The organism is Streptomyces sp. NPDC053474 (assembly GCF_044544845.1).
Taxonomy (GTDB): Bacteria; Actinomycetota; Actinomycetes; order Streptomycetales; family Streptomycetaceae; genus Streptomyces.
In genome coordinates this window covers 223,478-248,492 of the sequence record NZ_JBITXV010000002.1, presented here as the reverse complement: position 1 = coordinate 248,492, position 25,015 = coordinate 223,478, and the positions used below count along the sequence as shown (strand labels likewise).

Annotated in this window: 21 protein-coding genes; 14 read left to right on the top strand and 7 right to left on the bottom strand. The window is 74.6% G+C overall.

The window, feature by feature from the left end; translation table 11 throughout:
* Window positions 1-39: 39 nt before the first annotated feature.
* The 12 genes from ACIG3E_RS04680 to ACIG3E_RS04625 all read left to right on the top strand — a co-directional run bounded on the left by ACIG3E_RS04680 (window position 40) and on the right by ACIG3E_RS04625 (window position 11,954).
* Complete coding sequence (locus ACIG3E_RS04680) at window positions 40-813, top strand: SRPBCC domain-containing protein (RefSeq protein WP_399611211.1); 774 nt, start codon at window positions 40-42, stop codon at window positions 811-813.
* Between the two features lie 181 nt (window positions 814-994).
* Window positions 995-1,789, top strand: a complete 795-nt coding sequence (locus ACIG3E_RS04675; RefSeq protein WP_399611208.1) for an aldose 1-epimerase — start codon at window positions 995-997, stop codon at window positions 1,787-1,789.
* Window positions 1,790-1,819: 30 nt separating this feature from the next.
* Window positions 1,820-2,371 (top strand): orotate phosphoribosyltransferase, encoded by a 552-nt coding sequence (gene pyrE / locus ACIG3E_RS04670; protein ID WP_030682693.1) that lies wholly within the window; start codon window positions 1,820-1,822, stop codon window positions 2,369-2,371.
* Between the two features lie 144 nt (window positions 2,372-2,515).
* A complete protein-coding gene (fbaA, locus tag ACIG3E_RS04665) occupies window positions 2,516-3,538 on the top strand; it encodes a class II fructose-bisphosphate aldolase (RefSeq protein ID WP_399611205.1) in 1,023 nt (340 codons plus the stop codon).
* A 70-nt stretch (window positions 3,539-3,608) separates the two neighbouring features.
* Window positions 3,609-4,775 (top strand): MalY/PatB family protein, encoded by a 1,167-nt coding sequence (locus ACIG3E_RS04660; RefSeq protein ID WP_399611202.1) that lies wholly within the window; start codon window positions 3,609-3,611, stop codon window positions 4,773-4,775.
* A gap of 91 nt (window positions 4,776-4,866) precedes the next feature.
* Window positions 4,867-5,280, top strand: coding sequence for a DUF3151 domain-containing protein (locus ACIG3E_RS04655; RefSeq protein WP_144320093.1), 414 nt, complete (start codon window positions 4,867-4,869; stop codon window positions 5,278-5,280).
* Between the two features lie 197 nt (window positions 5,281-5,477).
* Window positions 5,478-6,332 (top strand): tryptophan 2,3-dioxygenase family protein, encoded by an 855-nt coding sequence (locus ACIG3E_RS04650; protein ID WP_399611199.1) that lies wholly within the window; start codon window positions 5,478-5,480, stop codon window positions 6,330-6,332.
* Window positions 6,325-7,572, top strand: a complete 1,248-nt coding sequence (kynU, locus tag ACIG3E_RS04645; protein ID WP_399611197.1) for a kynureninase — start codon at window positions 6,325-6,327, stop codon at window positions 7,570-7,572. Before ACIG3E_RS04650 ends, kynU begins: the two co-directional genes overlap by 8 nt.
* A gap of 134 nt (window positions 7,573-7,706) precedes the next feature.
* Window positions 7,707-8,612 (top strand): alpha/beta hydrolase, encoded by a 906-nt coding sequence (locus ACIG3E_RS04640; RefSeq protein ID WP_399611195.1) that lies wholly within the window; start codon window positions 7,707-7,709, stop codon window positions 8,610-8,612.
* A 105-nt stretch (window positions 8,613-8,717) separates the two neighbouring features.
* A complete protein-coding gene (locus tag ACIG3E_RS04635; protein WP_399611193.1) occupies window positions 8,718-10,028 on the top strand; it encodes a sensor histidine kinase in 1,311 nt (436 codons plus the stop codon).
* Entirely contained in the window at window positions 10,025-10,702 is a 678-nt protein-coding gene (locus ACIG3E_RS04630) for a response regulator (RefSeq protein ID WP_399611191.1), read from the top strand. Before ACIG3E_RS04635 ends, ACIG3E_RS04630 begins: the two co-directional genes overlap by 4 nt.
* A 19-nt stretch (window positions 10,703-10,721) precedes the next feature.
* Window positions 10,722-11,954 carry a cytochrome P450 gene (locus ACIG3E_RS04625; protein ID WP_399611189.1) on the top strand — a complete coding sequence of 411 codons (1,233 nt, stop codon included), beginning with the start codon at window positions 10,722-10,724 and terminating at the stop codon, window positions 11,952-11,954.
* Here the strand turns inward: ACIG3E_RS04625 and ACIG3E_RS04620 are convergent.
* Window positions 11,951-12,802: a diacylglycerol kinase gene (locus ACIG3E_RS04620; protein ID WP_399611187.1), complete on the bottom strand. Its 852-nt coding sequence runs from the start codon at window positions 12,800-12,802 to the stop codon at window positions 11,951-11,953. The genes ACIG3E_RS04625 and ACIG3E_RS04620 overlap by 4 nt on opposite strands.
* 173 nt (window positions 12,803-12,975) lie before the next feature.
* Here ACIG3E_RS04620 and ACIG3E_RS04615 point away from each other — a divergent pair, with 173 nt between their 5' ends.
* Window positions 12,976-14,259: an adenylosuccinate synthase gene (locus ACIG3E_RS04615; protein ID WP_399611185.1), complete on the top strand. Its 1,284-nt coding sequence runs from the start codon at window positions 12,976-12,978 to the stop codon at window positions 14,257-14,259.
* Between the two features lie 63 nt (window positions 14,260-14,322).
* Here the strand turns inward: ACIG3E_RS04615 and ACIG3E_RS04610 are convergent, their stop codons facing one another.
* The 5 genes from ACIG3E_RS04610 to ACIG3E_RS04590 form a co-directional block, all read right to left on the bottom strand.
* Window positions 14,323-18,003, bottom strand: coding sequence for a hypothetical protein (locus tag ACIG3E_RS04610; RefSeq protein WP_399611182.1), 3,681 nt, complete (start codon window positions 18,001-18,003; stop codon window positions 14,323-14,325).
* Window positions 18,004-18,234: 231 nt separating this feature from the next.
* Window positions 18,235-20,130: a serine/threonine-protein kinase gene (locus ACIG3E_RS04605; protein WP_399612164.1), complete on the bottom strand. Its 1,896-nt coding sequence runs from the start codon at window positions 20,128-20,130 to the stop codon at window positions 18,235-18,237.
* A gap of 268 nt (window positions 20,131-20,398) precedes the next feature.
* Window positions 20,399-21,673 carry an MFS transporter gene (locus ACIG3E_RS04600; RefSeq protein ID WP_399611179.1) on the bottom strand — a complete coding sequence of 425 codons (1,275 nt, stop codon included), beginning with the start codon at window positions 21,671-21,673 and terminating at the stop codon, window positions 20,399-20,401.
* Window positions 21,674-21,757: 84 nt separating this feature from the next.
* Window positions 21,758-22,288 (bottom strand): carboxymuconolactone decarboxylase family protein, encoded by a 531-nt coding sequence (locus ACIG3E_RS04595; RefSeq protein ID WP_399611176.1) that lies wholly within the window; start codon window positions 22,286-22,288, stop codon window positions 21,758-21,760.
* A 33-nt stretch (window positions 22,289-22,321) separates the two neighbouring features.
* A complete protein-coding gene (locus ACIG3E_RS04590) occupies window positions 22,322-23,176 on the bottom strand; it encodes a hypothetical protein (RefSeq protein WP_399611174.1) in 855 nt (284 codons plus the stop codon).
* Between the two features lie 225 nt (window positions 23,177-23,401).
* Between ACIG3E_RS04590 and ACIG3E_RS04585 the strand changes: the two genes are divergently transcribed.
* The gene (locus ACIG3E_RS04585; protein ID WP_399611172.1) at window positions 23,402-24,235 is read left to right on the top strand and encodes a VTC domain-containing protein; all 834 of its coding nucleotides are present in this window, start codon (window positions 23,402-23,404) and stop codon (window positions 24,233-24,235) included.
* A 73-nt stretch (window positions 24,236-24,308) separates the two neighbouring features.
* Here the strand turns inward: ACIG3E_RS04585 and ACIG3E_RS04580 are convergent, their stop codons facing one another.
* On the bottom strand, window positions 24,309-24,959 hold the full coding sequence (locus tag ACIG3E_RS04580; RefSeq protein ID WP_138960977.1) for a hypothetical protein: 651 nt from the start codon (window positions 24,957-24,959) through the stop codon (window positions 24,309-24,311).
* Between the last annotated feature and the right edge of the window lie 56 nt (window positions 24,960-25,015).

Genomic DNA, 25,015 nt, shown 5'->3' with positions numbered 1-25,015 from the left:
GCGTACATCACGGCGGTGGCGTCGGTACGCTCAACTGTCATGGAGCATGAGGTGTTCGTACCGGTTCCGGAAGAGCCGCTCCGCGAGGCACTGGCCGACCCCGAGCGGGTCGCCCGCGCGGTGCCCGGGTTGCAGCGGGACGCCGCCGACCCAGGGCCCGCCGCGCCGCCCGTCGCCGGGCGGCTCAAGGTGCGCGTCGGCGGCCACACGATCACCTACCGCGGCGGCCTGCGGGTCGCCCCGCGCGGCGACGGCGGGTACGCGGTGACCGGGGAGGCCCACGAGGCCCGGGGCAGTGGCGCCGTAACGTTCTCCCTCGTGCTGCGCCTGGCCGCCGCCGCGGAGGGGGGCACGCGGGTCGCCTTCAGCGGGACCGCGTCCGCCGACGGGCGGGTCGCCGAGGCCGTGAAGAGTTCTCCACAGGCTGTGGAGGGCGCGGTCCGGCGGCTCCTCACGCGCTTCGCGGAAGGCCTCGCGGCGCCCGGCCCGGCCGCCGCCCCGGATCCGGGCCCCGCCCCTGCGCCGTCCCGCGTCTTCGACGCCGAGGTGCCGCCGCCGGCGCTCGATCCGCTCTCCGACGTCGATTCCCTCGATGACGTGGGCAGTGGGCCCGAGGCCGCGCACGCGCGGCGGACGATGATCGGGCGCAGTGCGGAGGAGGTCGACCACGCGCCGCCCCGGGGGCGGTACGCGCCCGTGCCCGCGCCCGAGGCGCTCGGCGGCGGGGCCGCGCTGCGGTGGGCCGCGCCTGCGGCGGCGGTGCTCGTCGCTTCCGCGATCGTGGTGACCCGGGCCCTCCGCAAGCGCCGCTGAGGCCCTCGCGGGCGGCGCCCCAGACCCGCCCCTTCCCGCTTCCTGGGGCTCCGCCCCAGACCCCGCTCCTCAAACGCCGGAGGGGCTGATTCTTACGCTGGCCCGAGCCGGAGATCCTTCAGCCCGTCCGGCGTTTGAGGACGAGCGCGCAGCGCGATAAAGGCGCGGCTAGGGTCGGAGCGTGAGTAGCGAAGAGATCACGTTGGCCGCGGGTGACGCGGAGGTTTCGGTGCGGCCGGGGAGCGGGGCCCGGCTCGGCAGTCTCAAGGTGGGCGGCGTCGAGCTGCTGCGGCAGGGGGAGCGCTACGGCTGCTTCCCGATGGTGCCGTGGTGCGGCCGGACCAGGGACGGCCGCTTCCTGAACGGCGGCCGCCCCCACCAGCTCCCCCTCAACTCCCCGCCGCACGCCATCCACGGCACCGGCAGGGACACCGCGTGGAAGACCGCCAGGGTCAGCGGCCGCGAGGCCGTGTTCACCTACGACCTCGCGGACCCGTGGCCCTACCCCGGCCGGGTCACCCAGAGCGTCGAGCTGACGGACAGCGCGCTGACGCTGCGGATGTCCGTGGAGACGTACGACGACTCCTTCCCGGCGCAGGCGGGCTGGCACCCGTGGTTCAACCGGCGCCTCACCGACGGCGGCGACGACGTCCGGATCGCCTTCGACGCGGCCTGGCAGGAGCAGCGGGGCGAGGACCACCTGCCCACCGGCGAGCGCGTCGACCCGCGCCCCGGCCCCTGGGACGACTGCTTCGGCATGCCAGACGGCGTCGACGTCACCCTGACCTGGCCGGGCCAGCTGGAGCTGAACGTGGCCAGCCGCGAGGAGTGGGTCGTCGTGTACGACGAGCAGGAGGCCGCCGTGTGCGTGGAGCCGCAGAGCGGGCCGCCCAACGGCCTGAACACCCTGCCGCGCCTGGTCACCCCGCTGGAGCCCCTTGAGACGTCGACCACCTGGACCTGGCGGCGGCTCTGAAGGCCCTGCCGCGCCCTTAAGCTCGTAGCCATGACGAACGACGTACGCGGCGACCTGCTGCGGCAGATCAAGGACAAGGCCGTCGTGCACGGCAAGGTGACCCTCTCCTCGGGCCTGGAGGCCGACTACTACGTCGACCTGCGCCGCATCACCCTGGACGGGGAGGCCGCCCCGCTCGTCGGGCAGGTGCTGCTCGACCTCACGAGCGAGCTGGAGTTCGACGCCGTGGGCGGCCTGACGATGGGGGCCGACCCGGTCGCCGCGTCGATGCTGCACGCGGCCGCCGCGCGCGGCCGCCGCCTGGACGCCTTCGTGGTGCGCAAGGCCGCCAAGGCGCACGGCCTGCAGCGGCGCGTCGAGGGCCCGGACATCAAGGGGCGGCGCGTCCTCGTCGTCGAGGACACCTCCACCACCGGCGGCTCCCCGCTGACCGCCGTGGAGGCCGTGCGCGAGGCCGGGGCCGAGGTCGTGGGCGTGGCCACGATCGTGGACCGGGCCACCGGCGCCGACGTGAAGATCACCGAGGGCGCGGGCGTCCCGTACCTCTTCGCGTACTCGAAGGACGAGCTCGGGCTCGACTGAGCACGTCCCGCACGTCTGGAAGGATGGGGGCGACGACATCGCCGTCGCCGCCCCCGGGTTCCCCGGCGTCCCAGGGTTCCCTAGACACCCAGGTCAGGGCCAAGCAGCACAGCATCCACCCCGCACATCACAAGGAGCGGACACATGCCCATCGCAACCCCCGAGGTCTACAACGAGATGCTCGACCGGGCGAAGGCAGGCAAGTTCGCCTACCCGGCCATCAACGTGACCTCGTCCCAGACCCTGCACGCCGCCCTGCGTGGCTTCGCGGAGGCGGAGAGCGACGGCATCATCCAGATTTCCACCGGTGGCGCTGAGTTCCTGGGCGGGCAGCACAGCAAGGACATGGTGACGGGCGCGGTGGCCCTCGCCGAGTTCGCGCACATCGTCGCCAAGAAGTACGACGTCACGATCGCGCTGCACACCGACCACTGCCCGAAGGACAAGCTGGACACCTACGTCCGGCCGCTCATCGACGTCTCCGCCGAGCGCGTCGCCCGCGGCGAGAACCCGCTGTTCCAGTCCCACATGTGGGACGGCTCCGCGGAGACCCTCGCCGACAACCTGGCCATCGGCCAGGAGCTGCTGGCCAAGGCCGCCGCCGCGAAGATCATCCTTGAGGTCGAGATCACCCCGACCGGCGGCGAGGAGGACGGCGTCAGCCACGAGATCAACGACGAGCTGTACACCACGGTCGACGACGCGCTGCGCACGGCCGAGGCCCTCGGCCTCGGCGAGAAGGGCCGCTACCTGCTCGCCGCGTCCTTCGGCAACGTCCACGGCGTGTACAAGCCGGGCAACGTCGTGCTGCGCCCCGAGCTCCTGAAGGACCTCCAGGAGGGTGTCGCCGCGAAGTACGGCAAGGCGTCCCCCTTCGACTTCGTGTTCCACGGCGGCTCCGGCTCCACCGCCGAGGAGATCGCCACGGCCCTGGAGAACGGCGTCGTGAAGATGAACCTCGACACCGACACCCAGTACGCCTTCACGCGTCCCGTCGCGGACCACATGTTCAAGAACTACGACGGCGTCCTGAAGGTCGACGGCGAGGTCGGCTCGAAGAAGACCTACGACCCGCGCACCTGGGGCAAGCTGGCCGAGGCCTCCATGGCCAAGCGCGTGACCGAGGCGTGCGGCGCGCTGCGCTCCACGGGCACGAAGCTCAAGTAGTCCACCGCTCGACGGGCCCGGCACTCCTCGTGGGTGCCGGGCCCGTCGGCGTACCCGGAGGGAACCGAGAGTGGCGTACGACTTCGACATCCCCGTGGACCGGCGGGGCACCTGGTGCGTGCAGTGGGACGGCATCCGCGACCGGTTCCCGGTGCCCGACCTGCTGCCCTTCACCATCTCCGACATGGACTTCCGCAGCGCGCCCGAGGTCCTCGACGCCCTCCAACAGCGCGTCGCGCACGGCGTGTTCGGCTACACCGACTGGCGCAACGACGACTTCCGCGGCGCGGTGCGCGACTGGTTCAAGAGCCGCTACGACACGGACGTCGATCCCGCGTCCCTCGTGTACGCCCCGTCCGTGCTCAACCAGATATCCCAGCTCCTGCGCATGTGGACGGAGCCGGGTGAGGGCGTCGTCGTGCACACGCCGACGTACGACGGCTTCCGCAAGGCGGTGACCGGGCTCGGGCGCGAGCTGCGGGGCGTGCCCCTGGAGGACCCCGGGTTCGCCGCCCTCGACGCCGCGCTGGCGCGCCCCGACAGCCGCGTCCTCATCCTGTGTTCGCCGCACAACCCCACCGGCCGGGTGTGGACCGAGGCGGAGCTCCGCGCGGTGGCCGACCTGTGTGAGCGGCACGGCGTCGCCGTCATCAGCGACGAGATCCACGCCGACCTCACCCACGAGGGGCACGTCCACCGGCCCTGGACCCGCTACGGCCGGGGCCGCTGGGCGCTTGTCACCTCCGCGACGAAGGCCTTCAACTTCCCTGCCCTGAGCGGGAGTTACGGCCTCATCGGCGACCCCGGTGACCACGCCGCCTTCGTCCGCCGCATGGACACCGGCGAGGGCCTCGCCTCGCCCGCGGTCCTCTCGCTGACCGCGCACATCGCCGCGTACCGCGAGGGCGGCGCCTGGCTGGACGCCGTGCGCGCCTACACCCACGCCAACCTGCGCCTGGTGGCCACCACCCTGAACGCGGCCTTCCCCGCCCTTCACTGGCGGCCGCCGCACGCGGGCTATCTGGCCTGGATCGACCTCCGCCCCGTCCTGGGCGAGACCCGCGACGACGACCTCCAGCACCACCTGGTGCACGAGGAGCGGGTCGCGGTGATGCCGGGCGCCACCTACGGCGCCCCGGGCTTCGTGCGCCTCAACGTGGGGTGCCCGCGGAGCAAGGCGCGGGCGGGCGCCGAGGCCCTGGTGCGGGCGGTGCGCGCGGTGGCCGCCGCGCGCTAGGGCGGCGCGGGGCGGCGCGGGGCCCGCGCCGGGGGCGGGGAAAGGGGCCGGGGCGCACCCGTGCGGGGGGTCATGGAGCAGACTGGAGCCCATGGCCATTCACGAGAACCTGCTCGGGGGACCGCCCCCGACCCATCTGCCCGACGACCCGGAGCCCCGGGAGCTGCTCGCGGGCGGCACGGCGGCCGCCGACGTCGCCGCCAAGTACCCGACGTCCTCCCTCGCCTGGGCGCGCCTCGCCGACGAGGCGTTCGAGGCGGGCCGCGTCGTCGAGTCGTACGCGTACGCCCGTACCGGATACCACCGGGGCCTGGACGCCCTGCGCAGGGCCGGCTGGAAGGGCCACGGCCCGGTGCCGTGGGAGCACGAGCCGAACCGCGGCTTCCTGCGGGCCCTGCACGGCCTGGCCCGCGCGGCGCAGGCGATCGGCGAGCAGGAGGAGTACGAGCGCTGCTCGACGTTCCTGCGGGACTCCTCGGCGACGGCCGCGGACACCCTGGGCTAGCCCCTTCTTCGTCCCGGACCTGCCTGGGCCACCCGGTGTGACCAGGCAGGTCTTGCCGTTTCCCGGGATGTTGCGGAGGATGCGGGTGGGGACCGGGGCCCCCGTGCCGCTACGGCAGGGGCGGACCGCTACCCGGATCACGCATCTAGGAGACAGCGATGTCCCACGAGGCGAGCACGGCAGGCGAGACTCTCGAGATGAACGAGATACAGCAGACGTCCGGCGAAACGCCCACCGAGAGTCCTGACAGCCCCAACCTCGACTTCGCCGGCAGCACCCCTTACGAGGACTACGTGAAGGCGGACGTCCTCACCCACCTCCAGCATCTGCGCTCCGACGACCCGGGCGAGATGGTCTTCCTGGTCACGACCCAGGTGATGGAGCTGTGGTTCACGGTCATCGTGCACGAGTGGGAGACCGCCTCGCGCGCCCTGCGCGAGGACGACGTGCCGACCGCGGTGGCCGCCCTGAAGCGTTCCGTGCGCGAGCTGGAGGCCCTGAACGCCTCCTGGAAGCCGCTCGGCCAGCTCACTCCCGGCCAGTTCAACTCCTACCGGGGCTCGCTCGGCGAGGGCTCGGGCTTCCAGTCGGCGATGTACCGGCGCATGGAGTTCCTGCTCGGCGAGAAGTCCGCGTCCATGCTGGTCCCGCACCGGGGCACCCCGCGCGTGCACGCGGAGCTGGAGAAGGCCCTCCACGAGCCGAGCCTGTACGACGAGGTGCTCCGGCTCCTCGCGCGCCGCGGGTACGACGTCCCCGCCGAGGTCCTCAGCCGCGACGTGACGGCCAAGTACGAGCCCTCGCCCCGCGTCGAGGCCGTGTGGACCGAGCTCTACTCCGGTGACGAGAGCTCCGACCTGGCCCGCCTCGGGGAGGCCCTGACCGACGTCGCCGAGCTGGTGTGGCGCTGGCGCAACGACCACCTGGTGGCCACCCGCAGGTCCATGGGCTCCAAGACCGGCACCGGCGGCTCCGCGGGCGTGGCCTGGCTGGAGAAGCGCGCCACGAAGAACGTGTTCCCCGAGCTGTGGACGGCACGCAGCCATGTCTGAGCCGAGGCAAGCAGACCTGCGCGCGCGGGCCGCCGCCCTCGACGCCGCCGACCGGCTCGCCGCCAAGCGCGCGGAATTCGTCCTCGACGACACGGTCTATCTCGACGGCAACTCCCTGGGCGCGCTGCCCGCGCACGTGGCGGACCGCGTCGCCGACGTCGTCACGCGCGAGTGGGGCAGCCTGCGCATCCGCTCCTGGGAGGAGAGCGGCTGGTGGACCGCGCCCGAGCGGGTCGGGGAGCGGATCGCCCCGCTCATCGGCGCGGCCCCGGGCCAGGTGGTCGTCTCCGACTCGACGAGCGTGAACGTCTTCAAGGCGGTCGTCGCCGCCGTGCGCCTGGCCCAGGCGGACAGCCCCGCGCGCGACGAGGTCGTCGTCGACGCCACCACCTTCCCGACGGACGGGTACGTCGCCGAGTCCGCCGCCCGCCTCACCGGCTGCCGTCTGGTCCCGGCGGCCCCGGCCGACGTGCCCGGCCTGCTCGGCCCGCGCACGGCCGCGGTCCTGCTCAACCACGCCGACTACCAGTCGGGCCGCCTGCACGACATGGCGGGCCTCACGGCGGCCGTGCACGCGGCGGGCGCCCGCGTGGTGTGGGACCTGTGCCACACGGCGGGCGCGCTGCCCGTCGCCCTGGACGAGCACGGCGTGGACCTCGCGGTCGGCTGCACGTACAAGTACCTGAACGGCGGCCCGGGTTCGCCCGCGTACCTCTACGTACGCCGTGACCTCCAGCCCCGCTTCGACTCGCCGCTGCCGGGCTGGAACTCGCACACCGACCCCTTCGGCATGCGGCCCGACTACGAACCCGCCGCGGGCGTGGTGCGCGGCCGCGTCGGCACGCCGGACATCCTGTCGCTGCTCGCCCTGGAGGCGGCCCTCGACGTCTGGGACGGCGTCTCGCTCGACGACGTACGGGCCAAGTCCCTGGCGCTCACGGACTTCTTCCTGGAGTGCGTCGCGGCGTACGTGCCCCAGGGGCGGGCCGAGTCCGTCACCCCGGCCGCGCACGCGGAGCGCGGCAGCCAGATCGCGCTGCGCTGCCCGGACGCGCGGGAGGTCATGCCGAAGCTCGTCGCGGCGGGCGTGGTCGGCGACTTCCGCGCGCCGGACGTGCTGCGCTTCGGCTTCACCCCGCTGTACGTGTCGTTCGCCGACGCGGAGCGGGCCGCGCGGGTCCTCGGGGGCATCCTCGGCGGCGACGGGGAGCCGGGCCCCGGGGGCGGCCGGGACACCTGATAACGTCCGGCGAATCCGGATCATGGCCCTGAGAGGCAGATGGTCCCGACTGTCGTACGAACGCCCGCCGGGCGCCGGTCAGTTGTCACCGGCGCCCGGCGGCTCAGCACTCCGCCGAGCCGGGAGGCCACCGCATGCCGGACGACGCCGCCGTGGCGCGTGACGCCGCCGAGGAGCAGTCCGCCTTCGCGCACCCCGAGGTGCGGCCGGACGCCACCGCCGCCTACGGTCCGCACCCCGACCAGATCGTGGACTTCTACGCGCCGCGCGGCGGCGGCGAGGGCCCGGCCCCGCTCGTCGTCGTCCTGCACGGCGGGGCGTGGCGGGCCCCCTACGACCGCAAGCACATCACGCCGTTCGCGGACTTCCTGGCCCGGCGCGGCTTCGCCGTCGCCAACGTCGAGTACCGCAGGGGCGGCGTCGCCGGGCCGATCCCCGCGCAGGGCGGCGCCGCCGGGCCGGTGGCCGGGCGCTGGCCGGAGACCTTCGACGACGTGGCCGCCGCCTTGGACGCGCTGCCCGCGCTCGCCCGCACGGCGCTGCCCGTCGCCGACCCGCGCCGGACCGTGGTGACCGGCCACTCGGCGGGCGGCCACCTCGCCCTGTGGGCCGCGGCCCGGCACGTCCTGCCGGAGGGCTCGCCGTGGCGCACGGCCCGGCCCGCGCCGCTGCGGGGCGTCGTCGCGCTCGCGCCCATCGCGGACTTCCGCGTGGCGGACGAGCTCGGCGTCTGCTCCGGCGCCGTGCGCCAGCTCCTGGACGCCGAGGGCCCGGCGGCCGAGGTCCGCTTCGCTCAGCGCCTGGCCCACGCCGACCCCGCCGCGCTCCTGCCCACCGGCATCGCCACGACCGTCGTCCAGGGCCGCACCGACATCGTCGTGCCCCAGGCGGTCGCCGAGGCCTACGCCGACGCCGCCGCGAAGGCGGGCGAGGTGGTCGGTCTGACCCTCCTGGAGGACGTCGGCCACTTCCCCCTGATCGACCCGGCGGCGGACGCGTGCGCGGTGGTCGCGGAGGAGATCGCCCAGCTCGCGTTCTGAGCCGAGGGGGCCGCGCGGGCGGGCGCGTAGTACTTGCGACGGACCCCCCAGAACCCGTCCCAGAGGGGACGTGCGGGGGGTCACGGCCCCCGTACCGTCTGAGGCGTGACCGAGAAGACGCGCAGCCCAGAGTTCCACCTCGCGCAGAACGCCCTCCAGGGCCTGCGCGGCGACCTGTTCCAGGACGTGTTCGCGTACCGGCCGCTGCGACCGCTGCGGCGGGGTGGCGCGCCGCGGCCGGGCCGGGTGGGGCAGGCCGAGGAGTGGCTGCCGCACGGCGTGGTGGCGGCCCTCGCGCTCCTCACCCTGTGCGCCGCGTACGCGGGCGGCTTCGGCGGCTGGGACGCGAGCGGGGAGTTCGCCTGGGCGCTCACCGGGTTCCTGCCCGCGGGGGCGGTGCTCCTCACGCTGGTGCGGCCGGTGCTCGCCTGGTGGTGCTCGCTGGGGATGACCCCGCTGATGATGGTCCTGAGCGGCGGCGGCCCGGCCCCGTGGCCGCCCGGCTCGATCGTCGGGCACACGGCGGTGCTGGCGGTGGTCGCGGCGCGGACCAGGCCGCGCACGGCGGCCTGGATGTGGGCCCTGACCGCCCTGTACTCGATGTTCGTCGACGCGACCGTCGCCTGGGACTCGGACTCCCTGGAGATGCTGACGTTCAGCGGCGTCGTCGTCGCCATCGTGACGCTGGTGTCGGCGAACCGGGACGCCCGCCGCGAGGTCGTCGCCGAGCGCACCGTGACCGCCGTCGAGCGGGACCGCCGCACGCTCCTGGAGGAGCGCACGAACATCGCCCGTGAGCTGCACGATGTCGTGGCCCACCACATGTCGGTCGTCGCCATCCAGGCGGAGGCGGCCCCCTACCGGGTGGAGAACCCGCCGCCGGAGCTGGCGCAGGCCTTCGCGACGATCCGCGAGAACGCGGTGGTCGCGCTGACCGAGCTGCGCCGCGTGCTCGGCGTCGTACGGGCACAGGACTACGAGGCGCCCGACGCCCCGCAGCCGACGCTCGCCGATCTGGACCGGCTCATCGACAACGTCCGGGAGACCGGCCTGACCGTGGAGAAGGCCGTGACCGGGGGCGTGCGCGAGCTGCCGCAGGGCGTCGAGCTGTCCGCGTACCGGATCGTGCAGGAGGCGCTCAGCAACAGCCTGCGGCACGCGCCGGGGGCGACGGCCCGGGTGGAGATCGGCTACGTGCTCGGCGGGCTCGGCCTGCGGATCGTGAACGGGCCCGCCACGGGGCTCGTCAAGCCCTCACCGGGAGCCGGACACGGGATCACCGGCATGCGGGAGCGCGTGGGGATGCTGGACGGGGAGATGACGGCCGAGCCCACGGCCGACGGCGGGTACGAGGTCACGGTGTTCCTGCCCGTCCCGGTGGCGGCGCCGGGCGCGGCCGAGGGGGAGGCCGCGTGAGCGGCGAGACCATCCGCGTACTGATCGCGGACGACCAGATGATGGTCCGCGAGGGCTTCTCCGTGCTGCTCAACGCGATGCCCGGCATCGAGGTCGTCGGCGAGGCCGTCAACGGCCGCGAGGCCGTCCAGCGGGTGCGGGAACTCGCCCCCGACGTGGTGCTCATGGACATCCGCATGCCCGAGCTGAACGGAATCGACGCCACGCGCGAGATCGTCGCCCTCGACGGAACCGCCACCAGGGTCCTCGTCCTGACCACCTTCGACCTCGACGAGTACGTGTACCAGGCGCTGCGCGCGGGCGCGTCGGGCTTCCTGCTCAAGGACGCGTCGGCGCGGCAGCTCGCGGACGGCGTCCGGGTCGTCGCCGCCGGTGAGGCGCTGCTCGCGCCGAGCGTGACGCGCCGCCTCATCACGGAGTTCTCCCGGCTCGCGGACCGGCCGCGGCCCGCGGGGACCGCGCAAGCCCCGTTCGGGGAGCTGACCGAGCGCGAGACGGAGGTGCTCGTGCTCATCGCGCAAGGGCTGTCCAACCTGGAGATCGCCGCGCGGCTCGTCGTCGCCGAGTCCACCATCAAGACCCACGTCAGCCGGATCCTGGTGAAGCTGGGCCTGCGGGACCGCACGCAGGCCGCGGTCTTCGCCTACGAGGCGAGGCTGGTCACACCCGGGTGACCGGGGCTAGCGTCCCCGCATGGCCGAACCCGCAGACGCCGCCGGGGTGTTCGCGCCCTCGTCGGGCGCCTTCCTCGACGATCCCTATCCCGCCTACGCCCAGCTGCGCGCGCGGGGGCCGGTGCACTACTACGGGCCGAGCGAGCAGTATCTGATCCCGCGCCACGCGGACGTCGCCGCGCTGCTGCGCGACCGGCGGCTCGGCCGCACGTATCGGCACCGGTTCACCCACGAGGAGTTCGGGCGGACGCCGCCCCCGGCCGCGCACGAGCCGTTCCACGTCCTCAACGACCACGGGATGCTCGACCTGGAGGCGCCCGCGCACACCCGCGTCCGGCGCCTGGTCGCGAAGGCGTTCACGCCCCGGACGGTGGAGCGCCTGCGTCCCTACGTCGAGGGCCTCGCGGACGACCTGGTGCGCGGCCTCGTCGCGGACGGCGGCGGCGACCTGCTCGCGCGGGTCGCGGAGCCGCTGCCCGTCGCGGTGATCGCCGAGCTGCTCGGCATCCCGGAGGGCGAGCGCGGGCCGCTGCGCCCCTGGTCGGCGGACATCTGCGGGATGTACGAGCTCAACCCGGGCGAGGCGGCCGCCGCCCGGGCCGTGCGCGCGTCCCTGGAGTTCTCCGCGTATCTGCGGGAGCTGATCGCGCGGCGGCGGGCGCGGCCCGGCGACGACCTGCTCAGCGACCTCATCGCCGCCCACGAGGAGGGCGACCGGCTCAGCGAGCAGGAGCTGGTCTCCACCTGCGTGCTGCTCCTGAACGCCGGGCACGAGGCGACCGTCAACGCCACCGTGAACGGCTGGTACGCGTTGTTCCGCCACCCCGGGCAGCTCGCCGCCCTGCGCGCGGAGCCGGAGCGGCTGCTCCCCACGGCCGTGGAGGAGCTGCTGCGCCACGACACCCCGCTCCAGCTCTTCGAGCGGTGGGTGCTCGACGACATCGAGGTCGGCGGCACGCCGATCCCCCGGGGCAGCGAGGTGGCGCTGCTCTTCGGCTCGGCCAACCGGGACCCGGCCGTCTTCCGCGACCCCGACACGCTCGACCTCGCCCGCCCCCGCGAGGCGAACCCGCACATCTCCTTCAGCGCGGGCGTCCACTACTGCATCGGGGCGCCGCTGGCGCGCGTCGAGCTCGCCGCGTCGCTGCGGGCCCTGCTGCGCCGCGCGCCGGGCCTGCGCCTCGCCGCCGAGCCGCGGCGCAAGCCGAACTTCGTGATCCGGGGCCTTGAGGAGCTGCTCGTGGAGGTCTAGCGGGCCGGGTCCGCGGGCAGGGTGAGGCGCCAGGCCTGGGGGCGGGCGGTCCAGGTGCGGGTGCGGACCGGCCCGGCCGTCGTCCCGTCCGCGCGGTAGCGGAAGTCGGGGCCCGACACCGTCACGGAGCGGGCCCGCGCGCCCAGGGGAGCCATCCCGGCCCCGACGGACGAGGGCCGCACCTCCACCCGGGCGAGGCCCCCGCCGCCCGGGGCCACGGACACGCCCTCGACGGGCTGGTCCAGGTCCACGAGGGTCACCCCGTCGGCCTCCACCCGCAGCCGCGAGGGCCCGGCCCGGCCCGTCGCGGGCCGGGCGCCGAGGGTGCGGACGAGGGACTGGCAGGTCCGCAGCCAGGGGTGGCCGTGCCGCTCGGCGCCGGACTCCTCGGCGAGGCCCGCGCCCAGGGACGGGATCCGCACGTCCCCGAGGACGACCTCGTCGCGGTCGTCGACGAGCAGGTCGAGCCGCCGGGGCACCCCGTCGAGCACGGTCCGCGCCGCGGCCACCGCCCCCGCGGGCACGCCGAGGGCGCGGGCGAGCCGCACCCCGGTGGCGCCGCCCGCGACGGGCACGACCGCAAGATCGGTCGTGCCGAGCGCCCGCTCCCGGTGCAGGACGGCGACGGCCCGCCGCAGGGCCGCGTCGTCGCCGACCACGACCGGGCGCCGCGTCCCCCGTCTGGCCAGGGCGCGGGTGAATTCCTCGGGGCCTTCGGGCAGACAGAGCTTGAGCGCCGCGCCCGCGCCAAGCACGTCCTTGGCGATGCGTACGGACTCGCCGTCCGTGCGCCGGGCGACCGGGTCGATGATCACGATGAGGTCATCGCGCTGGCCGCGAGCCGACACGTGCGCCCTTTCTTTAGTCCTCGGGTAGCATCTTTGTGCAAGAGCCCCTTGCGCTATTGCGCCAGGGGCTTCGTCTATTCCGGGGCGACCAAGGCACACCCACACCGGTGGCGACGGCATCGAGCCGTGGCCCCTGACCTTGGACATGCCCCGCCCGGAAGGGGTGTACGCCTGTGCCCGCACTCGTGCTGCTCGGTGCTCAGTGGGGTGACGAAGGCAAGGGAAAGGCCACCGACCTGCTCGGTGGATCCGTGGACTATGTAGTGCGCTACCAGGGCGGCAACAACGCCGGCCACACGGTCGTCGTAGGCGACCAGAAGTACGCGCTGCACCTCCTCCCTTCCGGAATCCTCTCGCCGGACTGCGTACCGGTCATCGGCAACGGCGTCGTCGTCGACCCGTCGGTCCTGCTCTCCGAGCTGAGCGGTCTGAACGAGCGCGGCGTCGACACGTCGAAGCTGCTGATCAGCGGAAACGCGCACATCATCACGCCGTACAACGTGACGGTGGACAAGGTCGGCGAGCGCTTCCTCGGCAAGCGGAAGATCGGCACGACGGGCCGTGGCATCGGCCCGACCTACGCCGACAAGATCAACCGCACCGGCATCCGCGTCCAGGACCTCTACGACGAGTCGATCCTGAAGCAGAAGGTCGAAGCGGCCCTGGAGCAGAAGAACCAGCTGCTCACCAAGGTGTTCAACCGCCGCGCCATCGAGGCGGAGCAGATCGTCGAGCAGCTCCTGGAGCACGGCGAGAACATCAAGCAGTACGTGGCCGACACCACGCTGATCCTCAACAACGCGCTCGACGACGACAAGGTCGTCCTGTTCGAGGGCGGCCAGGGCACGCTCCTGGACGTGGACCACGGCACGTACCCCTTCGTGACCTCGTCGAACCCGACCGCGGGCGGTGCCTGCACGGGCACCGGCGTCGGCCCGACGAAGATCAGCCGGGTCATCGGCATCCTGAAGGCGTACACCACGCGCGTCGGCGCGGGCCCGTTCCCGACGGAGCTGTTCGACGCGGACGGCGAGGCGCTGCGCACCATCGGCGGCGAGCGCGGTGTCACCACGGGACGCGACCGCCGCTGCGGCTGGTTCGACGCCCCGATCGCCCGCTACGCGACCCGCGTGAACGGCCTGACGGACTTCTTCCTCACCAAGCTCGACGTCCTCACCGGCTGGGAGCAGATCCCGGTCTGCGTCGCGTACGAGATCGACGGCAAGCGCGTCGAGGAGCTCCCGTACAGCCAGACGGACTTCCACCACGCGAAGCCGATCTACGAGACGCTGCCGGGCTGGTCCGAGGACATCACCAAGGCCAAGACCTTCGCCGACCTGCCGAAGAACGCGCAGGCCTACGTGAAGGCCCTGGAGGAGATGTCCGGCGCCCCGATCTCCGCGATCGGCGTGGGCCCGGGCCGCGACGAGACGATCGAGATCAACTCGTTCGTCTAGTCCGTCCCGTGCGTGACGCGCGCGAGCGCCCGGTGGCCACGGCCACCGGGCGCTCGCGCGCGTTCAGCAGGTGCGGCCGTGCTCCTGGTCCGGCAGATGGCTCGCGCGTTCCTGGCGGGTCAGGTCGCGGCCGACCGCGCGGCAGATCCGGTGGATCGCCCCGGACGGCGTGGGCAGGTCGGTCCGCCACAGCCGGGTCGTCGCGTCCTCGCCGCCGGTGGCCAGGGTGCGCCCGTCGGGGCTGAACGCCACCGTGCGCACGGACCCGGCGTGCCCGCGCAGGCGGGCCCGCAGATGCCCGGTGGCCGTGTCCCACAGCCGGACCGTGCCGTCGGCGCCGCCGCCCGCCAGGGTGCGCCCGTCCCCGCTGAAGGCCACCGTGAGGACCTGCCCGGTGCGGTCGGTGAGGGCGGCCAGGGTCCGGCCCGTGCGCGCGTCCCACAGCCGGACCGTGCCGTCGTCGCTGCCCGCGGCGACCGTGCGCCCGTCGGGGCTGACGGCGACCGCGCCGACCGCGTCGGCGGGGCCGGTCAGGGTGGTGCGCGGCGTGCCCCCGGCGACGTCCCACAGCCGTACCGAACCGTCGGCGCTGCCGGTGGCCAGGGTGTGCCCGTCCCGGCCGAAGGCGAGCGCGAGGACGGCCCCGGGGTGGTCGAGCACGGTCCGGGTCCGGCCCGCCGTCCCGCCCCACAGCCGGACCGTCCGCTGGCCGGTGACGACGGCCAGGGTCCGGCCGTCCGGGCCGATGGCCGCCGCGACGACGGCCTCCGCGCTGTCGACGGACGTGCTGCGCGGCCTGCCGGTGGCCAGGTCCCAGCGCCGCACCCGCTGGGTGTCGTTGACCGTCGTCAGGGTGCGCCCGTCGCCGCTGAACGAGACCGCGAGGACGGGCCCGGTGCGGTCGGTGAGGGTGGCGCGCGTCCGGCCGGTGGCGGTGTTCCACAGCCGTACGCCGCCGTCCTCGCCGCCGGTGAGCAGGGTGCGTCCGTCGGGGCCGTAGGCCACGAGGGAGACCGGGGCGCCCTGGCCGGTGAGCGTGGTGTGGGGGGTGCGCGGGGCCGTGTTCCACAGCCGCACCGTCCGGTCGTAGCCGCTGGAGGCCAGGGTGTGCCCGTCCGGGCCGAAGGCCACCCCGGAGACGGGCGCGGTGTGGCCGGTGAGGACGGTCCGGGTGCGGCCGGTGGCCGTGTTCCACAGGCGTACGGTCCGGTCGGCGCCGCTGGAGGCCACGGTGTGCCCGTCGGGGCTGAAGGCGACGGCGGAGACCTCGCCCGTGTGCCCGCGCAGGACGGCCCGCGCCCGGCGCGCCGCCACGTCCCACAGGCGTACGGTCCGGTCGTAGCCGGTGGAGGCCAGGGTGCGGCCGTCGCGGCTGAAGGCCACGGCGGAGACCTCGCCCCGGTGGCCCCGCAGGACGGCGCGCCGCGCGCCGGTGGCCGCGTCCCACAGGCGTACGGTCCGGTCGGCGCCGCTGGAGGCCAGCAGGTGCCCGGCGCGGCCGAAGGCCACTCCGGAGATCTCGCCCCGGTGGCCCCTCAGGGTGGCCCGGGTCCTGCCCGTCGCCGTGTCCGAGAGGCGTACGGTGCCGTCGTCGCTGCCGGTCGCGAGGGTGCGGCCGTCGGGGCTGAAGGCGAGCGTGAACACCGCGTCGGTGTGCCGGGGGAGGGCCCGGCGCACCGTGCCGGAGGCGACGTCCCACAGCCGGACCCGGGAGTCGCCGCTCGCGGCCAGGGTGCGCCCGTCGGGGCTGAACGCCACGGAGTAGACGTCACCGGCGTCGCTGCCGAGGTCGGCCCGCAGCCTGCCGGTGGCCGGGTCCCACAGCCGGACCGTGCCGTCGTAGCCGCTGGTGGCGACGGTACGGCCGCTGGGGCTCACCGCGACGGACAGGACGGGCCCTTCGGCGGCGGTGAAGCGGCGCCGCAGCGGCAGCTCGGCGGCGGCGTAGAGGCTGCCCGCGGCCTCCGGCGTGGCGGCCGTGCGGTGGGCCCGCACCGCGAGCAGCGAGGCCAGGTCGGGGTCGCTGCCGAGCAGGGCCGCCGACTGCGCGGCGAGCTGCCGTGACTGGGCCACGCGCTGCGCGGCCCGCGCCCGGTCGCGCTCGCGGTCGCTGTCCCGGCTCTGCTGCCAGGCGATCAGGCTCGCGGCGAGCACGAGGGCGAGGAGCACCGACAGGGCCGTGGTGAACCGGCGCAGGCGGCGCGTCACCCGGGCCGCGGCGCGCTGCTCCTGGTCGCGGGCGGCGGTGCTGGCGACCAGGAAGTCCCGCTCCAGGGCGGTGAGCGCGGGGTCGTCGGCATCGGGGAAGTGCTCCTCGGCGGTGGCGAGGCGGGTGCCCCGGTACAGGGCGCCGGTGTCGCGGCCGAGTTCCGCCCAGGCCTCGGCGGCCTCGGTGAGGCGGCGGTGGCAGCGCAGCCGCTCGCGGTCCTCCTCGATCCAGCCGCGCAGCCGGGGCCAGCCGGTGATGACGGCCTCGTGGGTGAGATCGGCGGTGTCGTGGTCGAGCGTGACCAGGCGGGCGCGGGCGAGCCGGTCGAGGACGTGGGCGGCCGGGGTGGTGTCCGCCGTGCCCCCGTCGTCGAGTTCGGCCCGGCGCACCGGCCGCCGGGTGTCCGGCACGCCGTCCCCCGGGGTGATCAGCCGGAGCAGGATGCGGCGCGCCACGTCCCGCTGTTCGGCGGGCAGTTGCGTGTACAGGTCCTCGGCGGTGCGGGCGAGCGCCCCCGCGACCCGGCCGGACGCCTCGTACGCGGCCATCGTCAGGGTGCGGCCCCGGCGGCGGCGCCAGGTCTCCAGGAGCGCGTGGGAGGTCAGGGGCAGACAGCCCGGCTCGTCCAGGGTCTCCTCGATGAGCCGGGCGGTGAGGGCGCGCTCCACGATGAGGCCGTGCGCGGCGGCCGGGCGGACGATGGCCTCGCGCAGTTCGGCGGGGCTCATCGGAACCACCGGCAGACTGGCCTCGCGGACGGCGTCGGCGAGCGCGCGGTGTTGCAGGCAGCGGCCGTAGAAGTCGGCGCGCACCCCGAGCACCACCCGCAGGCGCAGCTCCGGGGCGCGGGCGGCCACCAGGCGTGCGATGAACTCCTCCCGCTCGTCCGGGTCGTGGCAGAGCGTGAAGACCTCCTCGAACTGGTCGACCACCAGCCAGGTGTCGCCGTCGCCCGGGGCCGGGGCGAAGAGCCGCTCGTGGGTGCGCAGGGGCCGCGGGCCCGGGGTGAGGACGCGGATGGCGGCGGGCCGGGGCGCCGGGGGCGCGGGCTGCCGCAGCCGGGGGATGAGCCCGGCGCGCAGCAGCGAGGACTTGCCGCTGCCGGAGGGGCCGAAGACGGTGGTGACGCGGTGCTCCCTGGCCAGGCCGACGAGTTCGCCGGTGAGCCGGTCGCGGCCGAAGAAGTGGTCCTGGTCGCCGGTGTCGAAGCGCGCGAGCCCCCGGTAGGGCGGCTCGCCGTCCTCGGCCGCGTCGCGGGGCCGGTGCGCGGCCTCCTCGACGCGGGCCTCGCGCCAGCGCCGCTCCCACCGGGCGAGGTCGCCGCCGCAGGCCTTCACATAGGCGAGGGTGACCGGCAGCGAGGGCAGCTTCTCGCCCGCGACGGCGTAGGCGAGCGTGGTGGCGGAGTACGCGGAGTCGGCGGCCATCGCCCGGTACGTGGGCGTGCCCGCCTCCCGGCGCAGCGCGCGCAACTCGTGCGCGAACCGCTCCACCGGCCCCGCCGCCGGGTCGATCGGTTTCTCGCGACGTCCCACGAGCGTCCCCCCGCGTGCCCCCGTACGTGCGTGACGGGCACCCACCCAACTCCGCCGCCCGCCCTCGCGGAAGCCGCGAGCGAGCCAAAACCGGGGCTCCGGGTTTTGTCCCGGGTTTTTGTCCCGGAGTACGGGGAGGGGGTGCGGGACAACGCGGCCGCGGGTTGGAATCGCCGTGGGGTGGAGCCGCCGCCCGTCCTACGGGGGGACGGGCGGCGGTCCGGCCGCCGGTCAGCCCTTGGAGTAGGTGAGCGCCTTGCCGCCGTCGGTGTTGACCCGGTGCAGCTCGCCGCTCGGCAGGATGCTGATGACGCTGGGGGCGCCCGGTTCGCAGGTGCGGGCCGGGCCCACGGTGACCTCGGTCCCGGAGATCTGGAGCTCGCTGTCGGACGCGGACGTCAGGGTGCCCTGGAACACGCAGTGGTAGGTGCCGCCGCCCTTGAGCGGGCCGTCGGCGGTCAGGGACAGGACGGTGTCGCCGACCTCGCCCTGCTGGATGGTCAGGCGGCGGGTGCTGGTCCCGGCCTCGCCGGACACGGTGCCGTTCCAGGTGCCGAGGTACTTCTCCGGCACGGTGCCCTCGTCGGCGGACGCCGAGTCGGACGGCGACGGCGAGGCGGGCCCCGCGGAGTCGGACGGCGTGCCCGGCGTCCTGGGCCCGGAGCTCTCGCGGTTCTTGCCCTCGCCGTGCGCCTTCGGGTCGCCGTCGCCCTTCATCACCGCGTACACGGTGCCGCCCGCGCCGAGGGCCACTATCAGGGCCACGGCGACGAGCAGGGCGGTCGACCGGGCGCTGCGGCGCGGCGGGTCGAGCGGCGGCGGGCCGTACGGGGGCGTGCCGGTGCCCGTGCCGTACGGCCCTTGCGGATGCGGGTAGCCGTAGACGGCCGGTCCCGCGGGCCCCGCGGGCTGGTGGGGGTAGGCGTAGGCGGGGGTGTGGCCCGGCGGGGGCGTGGCGCCGGGGGCGGCGGGGGTGGGCGCGGGCGGCGCTCCGCTGACCATGGTCGGCAGCCGGTCGACGGAGCCTTGGCCGGGCACGCCGGGCGGGGGCGGGGTGTCGGGCTGTACGGGGGTGCCCGGCGGGGTGGCGGGCTGGGGCGGGGTGCCCTCCGCTTCCGGCGAGGCCCCGGCGGCTGCGGCTCCCGCGCCTGCGGCGGCCCCGGCGGCGGCCTCGCCCGGATCGGTGGCCTCGGCGTCAGGCTCCGCCTCGGGGTCCTCGACCTCAAGCAACCGCACAGCGTGCCGCCCCAGCTGGGCGACCAGCGCCCCGGGCAGCCACGGCTCCCGGGACTTCCCCTCGAAGACCGTGTCCTCGGCCCCCGTCCGGTCGAGCACGTCGTCGAGCGAGGGCCTCTCGCCCGGCGCCTTGGCCAGGCAGTGCTCGATGAGCTCGCGCAGCGACTCCGGCACCGGCTCCAGGTCCGGCTCCTCCTGCGCGATGCGGAACATCAGCGCGTGCACACCGCTGTTGGCCGTGCCGAAGGGCAGCTGGCCCGTCGCGGCGTACGCGAGGACGGACCCCAGGCAGAAGACGTCCGCGGCCTCGGTGACGCGGTCGCCGCGCACCTGCTCGGGTGCCATGAACCCCGGAGATCCGACGAGCGCCCCGGTGCGGGTGAGGCCGCCGTCGGTGACCGTCTCCAGGGCCCTGGCTATCCCGAAGTCGATGACGCGCGGGCCGTCGATGGTCACCAGGACGTTGGACGGCTTGAGGTCGCGGTGGATGAGCCCGGCCGCGTGGATGTCCTTCAGGGCGTTCGCGAGCCCGGCGGCGAGGATCCGCACGGACCGCTCGGGCAGCGGGCCGTGGTCGTGCGAGACGACGGCCTGCAGCGAGGGCCCGGCGACGTACCCGGTGGCGACCCACGGGATCGCGGCCTCCGTGTCGGCGTCGAGCACCGGCGCCGTCCACGCGCCGCCGACGCGCCGCGCGGCCTGCACCTCCTGCCGGAAGCGGCTGCGGAACTCCTCCTGCGCGGCGAGTTCCTCGCGCACCAGCTTGACGGCGACTGTGCGGTTCCGTCCGGAACGCGCCAGGTACACCTGCCCCATGCCGCCCGCGCCGAGCCGCGCGAGCAGGCGGTAGGCGCCTATCCGCTGCGGTTCCCCCGGGCCCAGTTTCTCCATGGCCATCGCGGCGCCGTCCTCCCCCAGATTCCAGCCACTCTCCGGCGGCCACTGCGCGTGTCCGCCGTACAACAGACGGAGAAGTCTACGGACCGTCCACGCCGTCCAGCAGGGACTTCTCCGATTCGTCTAGCCCACATCATGGGCGCCTTCTCCGCAGCCGTCGACGGAATCCGTGACCCATCCGTGAGACGGCGCGCGGCCGCGCCGCGCCCGGCCCCGCGAGGGGGACCGGGGCGCGGCGCGCGAGAGCACTGTACGCGGGCCCTCATGCGGCCTTGGACAGGGTGGACCGGTCCGTGCCGGGCGCGCGCAGGGCGGGTGCCACGAGGGTGGTGGCGGCTCCGGGGCCGTCGTGGCGCGGCCAGAGGAGGAGGGCGCCGCCCGCTCCCGCCGCGGCGAGGGCCGCGAGGACGGACCAGGCGGCGGTGGTGCCCGCGGCCGTGCCGAGCCAGCCCGCGACGGGGTAGGTGATCAGCCAGGCCAGGTGCGAGAGGGAGAACTGGGCGGCGAACGCCTCGGGGATCGCGTTCCGCGTGACGGAGGCGCGCAGGACCTTGCCGGTCGGGGTGATGACCAGGGCCATGCCGATGCCGATCGCGGTCCAGATGACCGCCGTACCGGTCCAGGTGGCGAGGCCGAGCGCGCTGAGCGACACGGCGGCGGCCGTGGCGCCGACGAGGACTGTGGCGCCGGTCGTCATGACGGTGCGGGCGGCGATCCGGTCGAGGACGCGCGGCAGCGCGAGGGCGGCCACGAGGGTTCCGGTGCCGGAGGCGGCGAGCATCCAGGCGACGTCGGACTGCGAGCCGCCCAGTGCGTCGCGGACGTGGTTGACGGTGTTGACGACGACGATCGAACCGGCCGCCGCGACCACGAGGTTGAGGGCCATCAGGCCGCGCAGCCGCGGTGTCCTGAAGAAGGTCCTGATCCCTGAGGCGGCCTTGTCCCACGCCGTGGTGTGGGCGCTGGGACGGGCGTCGGGGACGCGCGTCGCGAGGACGAGCAGGGCGGAGACGAGGAATCCGGCGGAGGTGCCGAGGAACAGCCGGTCGAAGCTGATGACCGTCAGGGCGAGCGCGGCGAGCACGGGGCTGAGCAGGCTCTCCATGGTGGAGGCGACCTGGGAGGCGGACAGGGCGCGCGTGTAGGCGGACTCGTCGGTGACGATGTCGGGGATGACGGCCTGGAAGGTCGGGGTGAACGCCGCGGAGGCGGCCTGGAGGAGGCCGATCAGGACGTAGACGTGCCAGACCTCGGTGACCAGCGGCAGGGCCAGGACCACCGCGCCGCGGACCACGTCGAGGAGGACCAGGAGCCGTCTCCTGGGGAGCCGGTCGATGTACGCGGCGGCCAGCGGGGCGATGACGACGTACATGACCATCTTGATGGTCAGGGCGGTGCCGAGGACCAGACCGGCGCGCGGGCCCGCGAGGTCGTAGGCGAGCAGCCCGAGGGCCACGGTGGTGAGTCCGGTGCCGAACAGGGCGATGACCTGGGCGCCGAACAGACGGCGGTAGTCGTGGATGGCGAACAGACGCATGGCGGTTTCCTTCCGTGTCCATGCGGCGGGGCCCGGCCCCGGGGTGGCGGCCGTGCCCCGCGGAGACAGACGGGGGTGTCTTCCCTACGCACCGGTGTCGCTCCCCGGTGTGAGACCGGCGAGGAGGTTGAAGGCGCCGGTGAGGACGTTGAGGGCGACGACGCCGACGACGTCGGCGATCGCGCGGTCGCTGTGGCCGTGCGCGCGCAGCGCGGCGATCTGCTCGTCGGTGATCGACGTCGGCTCGCGGTGGACCTGGAGGCCGAGGGCGACCATCGCCGCGATCGCGGGGTCGGCCGAGGTGCCGGTGCGGGCCCGCTCGACCTCCGCCTCGTCGATGCCGAGGGCGCGGGCGGCGCCGACGTGCGCGTCGAGGCACAGTCCGCAGCCCTGGACGGTCTGGACGGCGATGGAGATGCGTTCGCTGATCCGGCGGTCGAGCTTGGCCCGTCCCATGGCCCGGCTGAGCTGGAGGTAGCCGCCGAGGACGGCCGGTGAGTGCGCCATCGTGGAGACCATGGCACCGACGTGGCCGTGGCGGGAGACCAGGTCGGCGAGGAGGTCGCGCGAGGCGCCGACCGCCGTGTCGGGCGTGAGGGGGGTCAGGCGGGGCATGACGCTCCCTTCCTGCGCGGTGCGTGCGCGCGCTCAGTGGTGGGCGTGGTGGTGGCCCGCGGGGGCGGCGCCCTCGCCGGTCCGCACCGTGAACTCGGCGGTCCTGACGACGCCTTCGTGCTGGAAGTCCAGGTACAGGCGGTAGGTCCCGGCCGAGGGCGCGGCGGCCATGAAGGCGATCTCGGGCCCCGGCGCGGTGGTGCCGTCGCCGGGCGCGCCCTCCGGGTGGACGTGGAGGTAGCCCAGGTCGCCGACCCGCAGCGCCACCAGGTGTCCGTACGCGGCCAGATAGGGCTGGAGGTCGGTGACGGGGTGGCCGTCCTTGCTGACGGTGAGGGTCAGTTGGCTCGTCTCGCCGGGCAGGAGCGTGCCGTCGAGCGTGACGGTGTACGCGCCGATCCGCGCGACCCCGGTGGCTTCGGGCAGCGGGCGCGGGTCGTAGGGACCGGCGACCGCGACGTCGATCCCCAGCGTCATGGTGCCGTCGTGGCCGACCGGGTGGACGTCGGTGAAGAATCTCCAGTCGCCCGGCTCCAGGGCCAGTTCGACGCTCCAGGTGCCGTGCTCGTCCCGCACCGGGTGCACGTGCTGGAAACCGGCCGTGTCCCGTCGTACGGCTATGAAGTGCAGCTCCTTCTCGTGCTCGGCCACGTACTCGGTCACGGCCCGCCCGTCGGGCCCGGTCACCCGGAAGCTGACCGGCTGCACACCGGCGCCGAGGACGGTCGAGTCGAGTTCGAGGGTGTACCCGTCCTGCGAGACAGCGAGCCCGCCGGGCTGGGCGCCGCCGTGGCCGCCGTGGGCGGCGTGGTTGCCGTGCCCGCCATGCCCGCCGTGAGCGGCGTGGGCGGTGTGGCTGGCGTGGTCGTGGCCGGTGTGGTTCGTCATGACGACTCCCATGGTCGTGGCGCGCCTTCCGGCGTCGCCCCTTCAGGACTACGATCATGACCATATACCCCCGGGGGGTATATGGCGAGGCCTGGTGGGCATGGAAATCCACTTCCGACAGTCGGAACTCACGGAGGGCTCCCACCCGTTCACCCAGAGCACGAGTACGAGTACAAGCACGAGTACGACGCCACGACCGGCCGCACGCCTCAGCTAGGAGCCCGCGTGAACCCTGCCCTTCGCGCCCTGAGCCGCGCCGCGCTCGCCGCGCACCCCCTCTCGCTCGCGGAGCTGAACGCCCGCGCGGAGCTGCTCGCCCGCTACGACCACGGCTATCTCGTCCCCGTCGAGGTCTTCGAGGACTTCGCGGCGCTGCTCACCGACCCGCGCAGACGCGGCGGCCCCTTCCGGGCGCTGAGCATCGGCGGCCGCCGCAGCTTCGGGTACCGCTCGACGTACTACGACACCCCGGGCCTGTGCACCTTCCACGACCACCGCCAGGGCCGCGGGCTGCGCTACCGCATCCGGGAGCGGGTCTACCAGGACAGCGGGGAGCGGCAGTTCGAGATCAAGCTGAAGACAGGGCGCGGCGAGACCGTCAAGCACCGCCAGCGCATGGAGGGCGACGCGCACGCGCTCGACGACACCCGGCGCGGCTTCCTCGCCGGGGTGCTGCGCGGTTCGTACGGCGTGGAGGCGCCGACGTCCCTGACGCCCTCCCTGGTCACGCACTACCGCCGGGCGACGTTCGTGGCCGAGGGGCAGCGGGTCACGTGCGACGCCGCCCTCGTCGTACGGGACGTGGCGACGGGCCGGACGGCGACGGCCGACAGCGGCCTCGTCCTCGTCGAGACGAAGACGCGCGGCAAGCTGACGGAGGCGGACCGGGTCCTGCACCGGTACGGGCTGCGGGCCGCGGAGTTCACCAAGTACTGCGGCGGCCTGGCAGCCGTGCGCCCGGAGCTGGGGAGCGACCGCTGGGCGCGGGCAGTGCGGGTCGCGTTCCCGCGGGCGACGGGGACCCCGAGCGACCCGGCCGCGCCGGACCGGGAAAGGTGAGGCCCCCCGGGGCGGGCCCGCCCGACGGCGAACGAGCCGCCCACGCCCTCGGCCGGGCCCCGGCGGGGAGTGGCTAGCTGTAGATGATCATTGAGCCCTGGGCCAGGCTTCGGGTCGTGGCCGCGTGGAGGCCGAGCCACACGTGGCGTTCGCGGGCGAACGGGCTGGAGTCGTGGGGCGGCGGCGGAGCCGGTTCCTCCAGGGTCGTGGGGGACCGGGGCGGGGCCGGGGGCAGCGGCGGGTTCGCGGGGTCTATGCCGAGGGACGGCGCCACGAACTCCAGCTCGCGCAGGAGCGCGTGGGAGGACCCGAGCGGACCGCCGCCCGCGAGCAGCTCGTCGTTGGCGAGCGGCGCGGGGAAGTCCACGGGCACGTACGCCCCGGCGTGGTCGTAGTGCCACACCAGGTGCGACTGCTGGGCGGTCGCGTCGAACATCTCCAGGAGCTGTTCGTAGTCCCCGCCGAGCTCGTCGACCGGAGTGACCTCCAGGCCGCAGACGCGCAGCAGGTACGCGCGCCGCAGGAAATGCAGCGCGTCGTAGTCGAAGCCCGCCACCGGTGCCACGTCGCCGGACAGGCCCGGCATGTACGCGTAGACGGGGATCGTCGGCAGCCCCGCCTCGGTCAGCGCCTTGTCGTACGCGGCGAGTTCCTCCGCGAAGGGGTTGTCGGGGCTGTGGCACAGCACATCGACGAGCGGGACGAGCCACAAGTCGCAGGCCAAGAAGGGCTCCTCGGGTCAGAACGTCGAACGTCGGACGACGCGGGGGTTCGGACGGG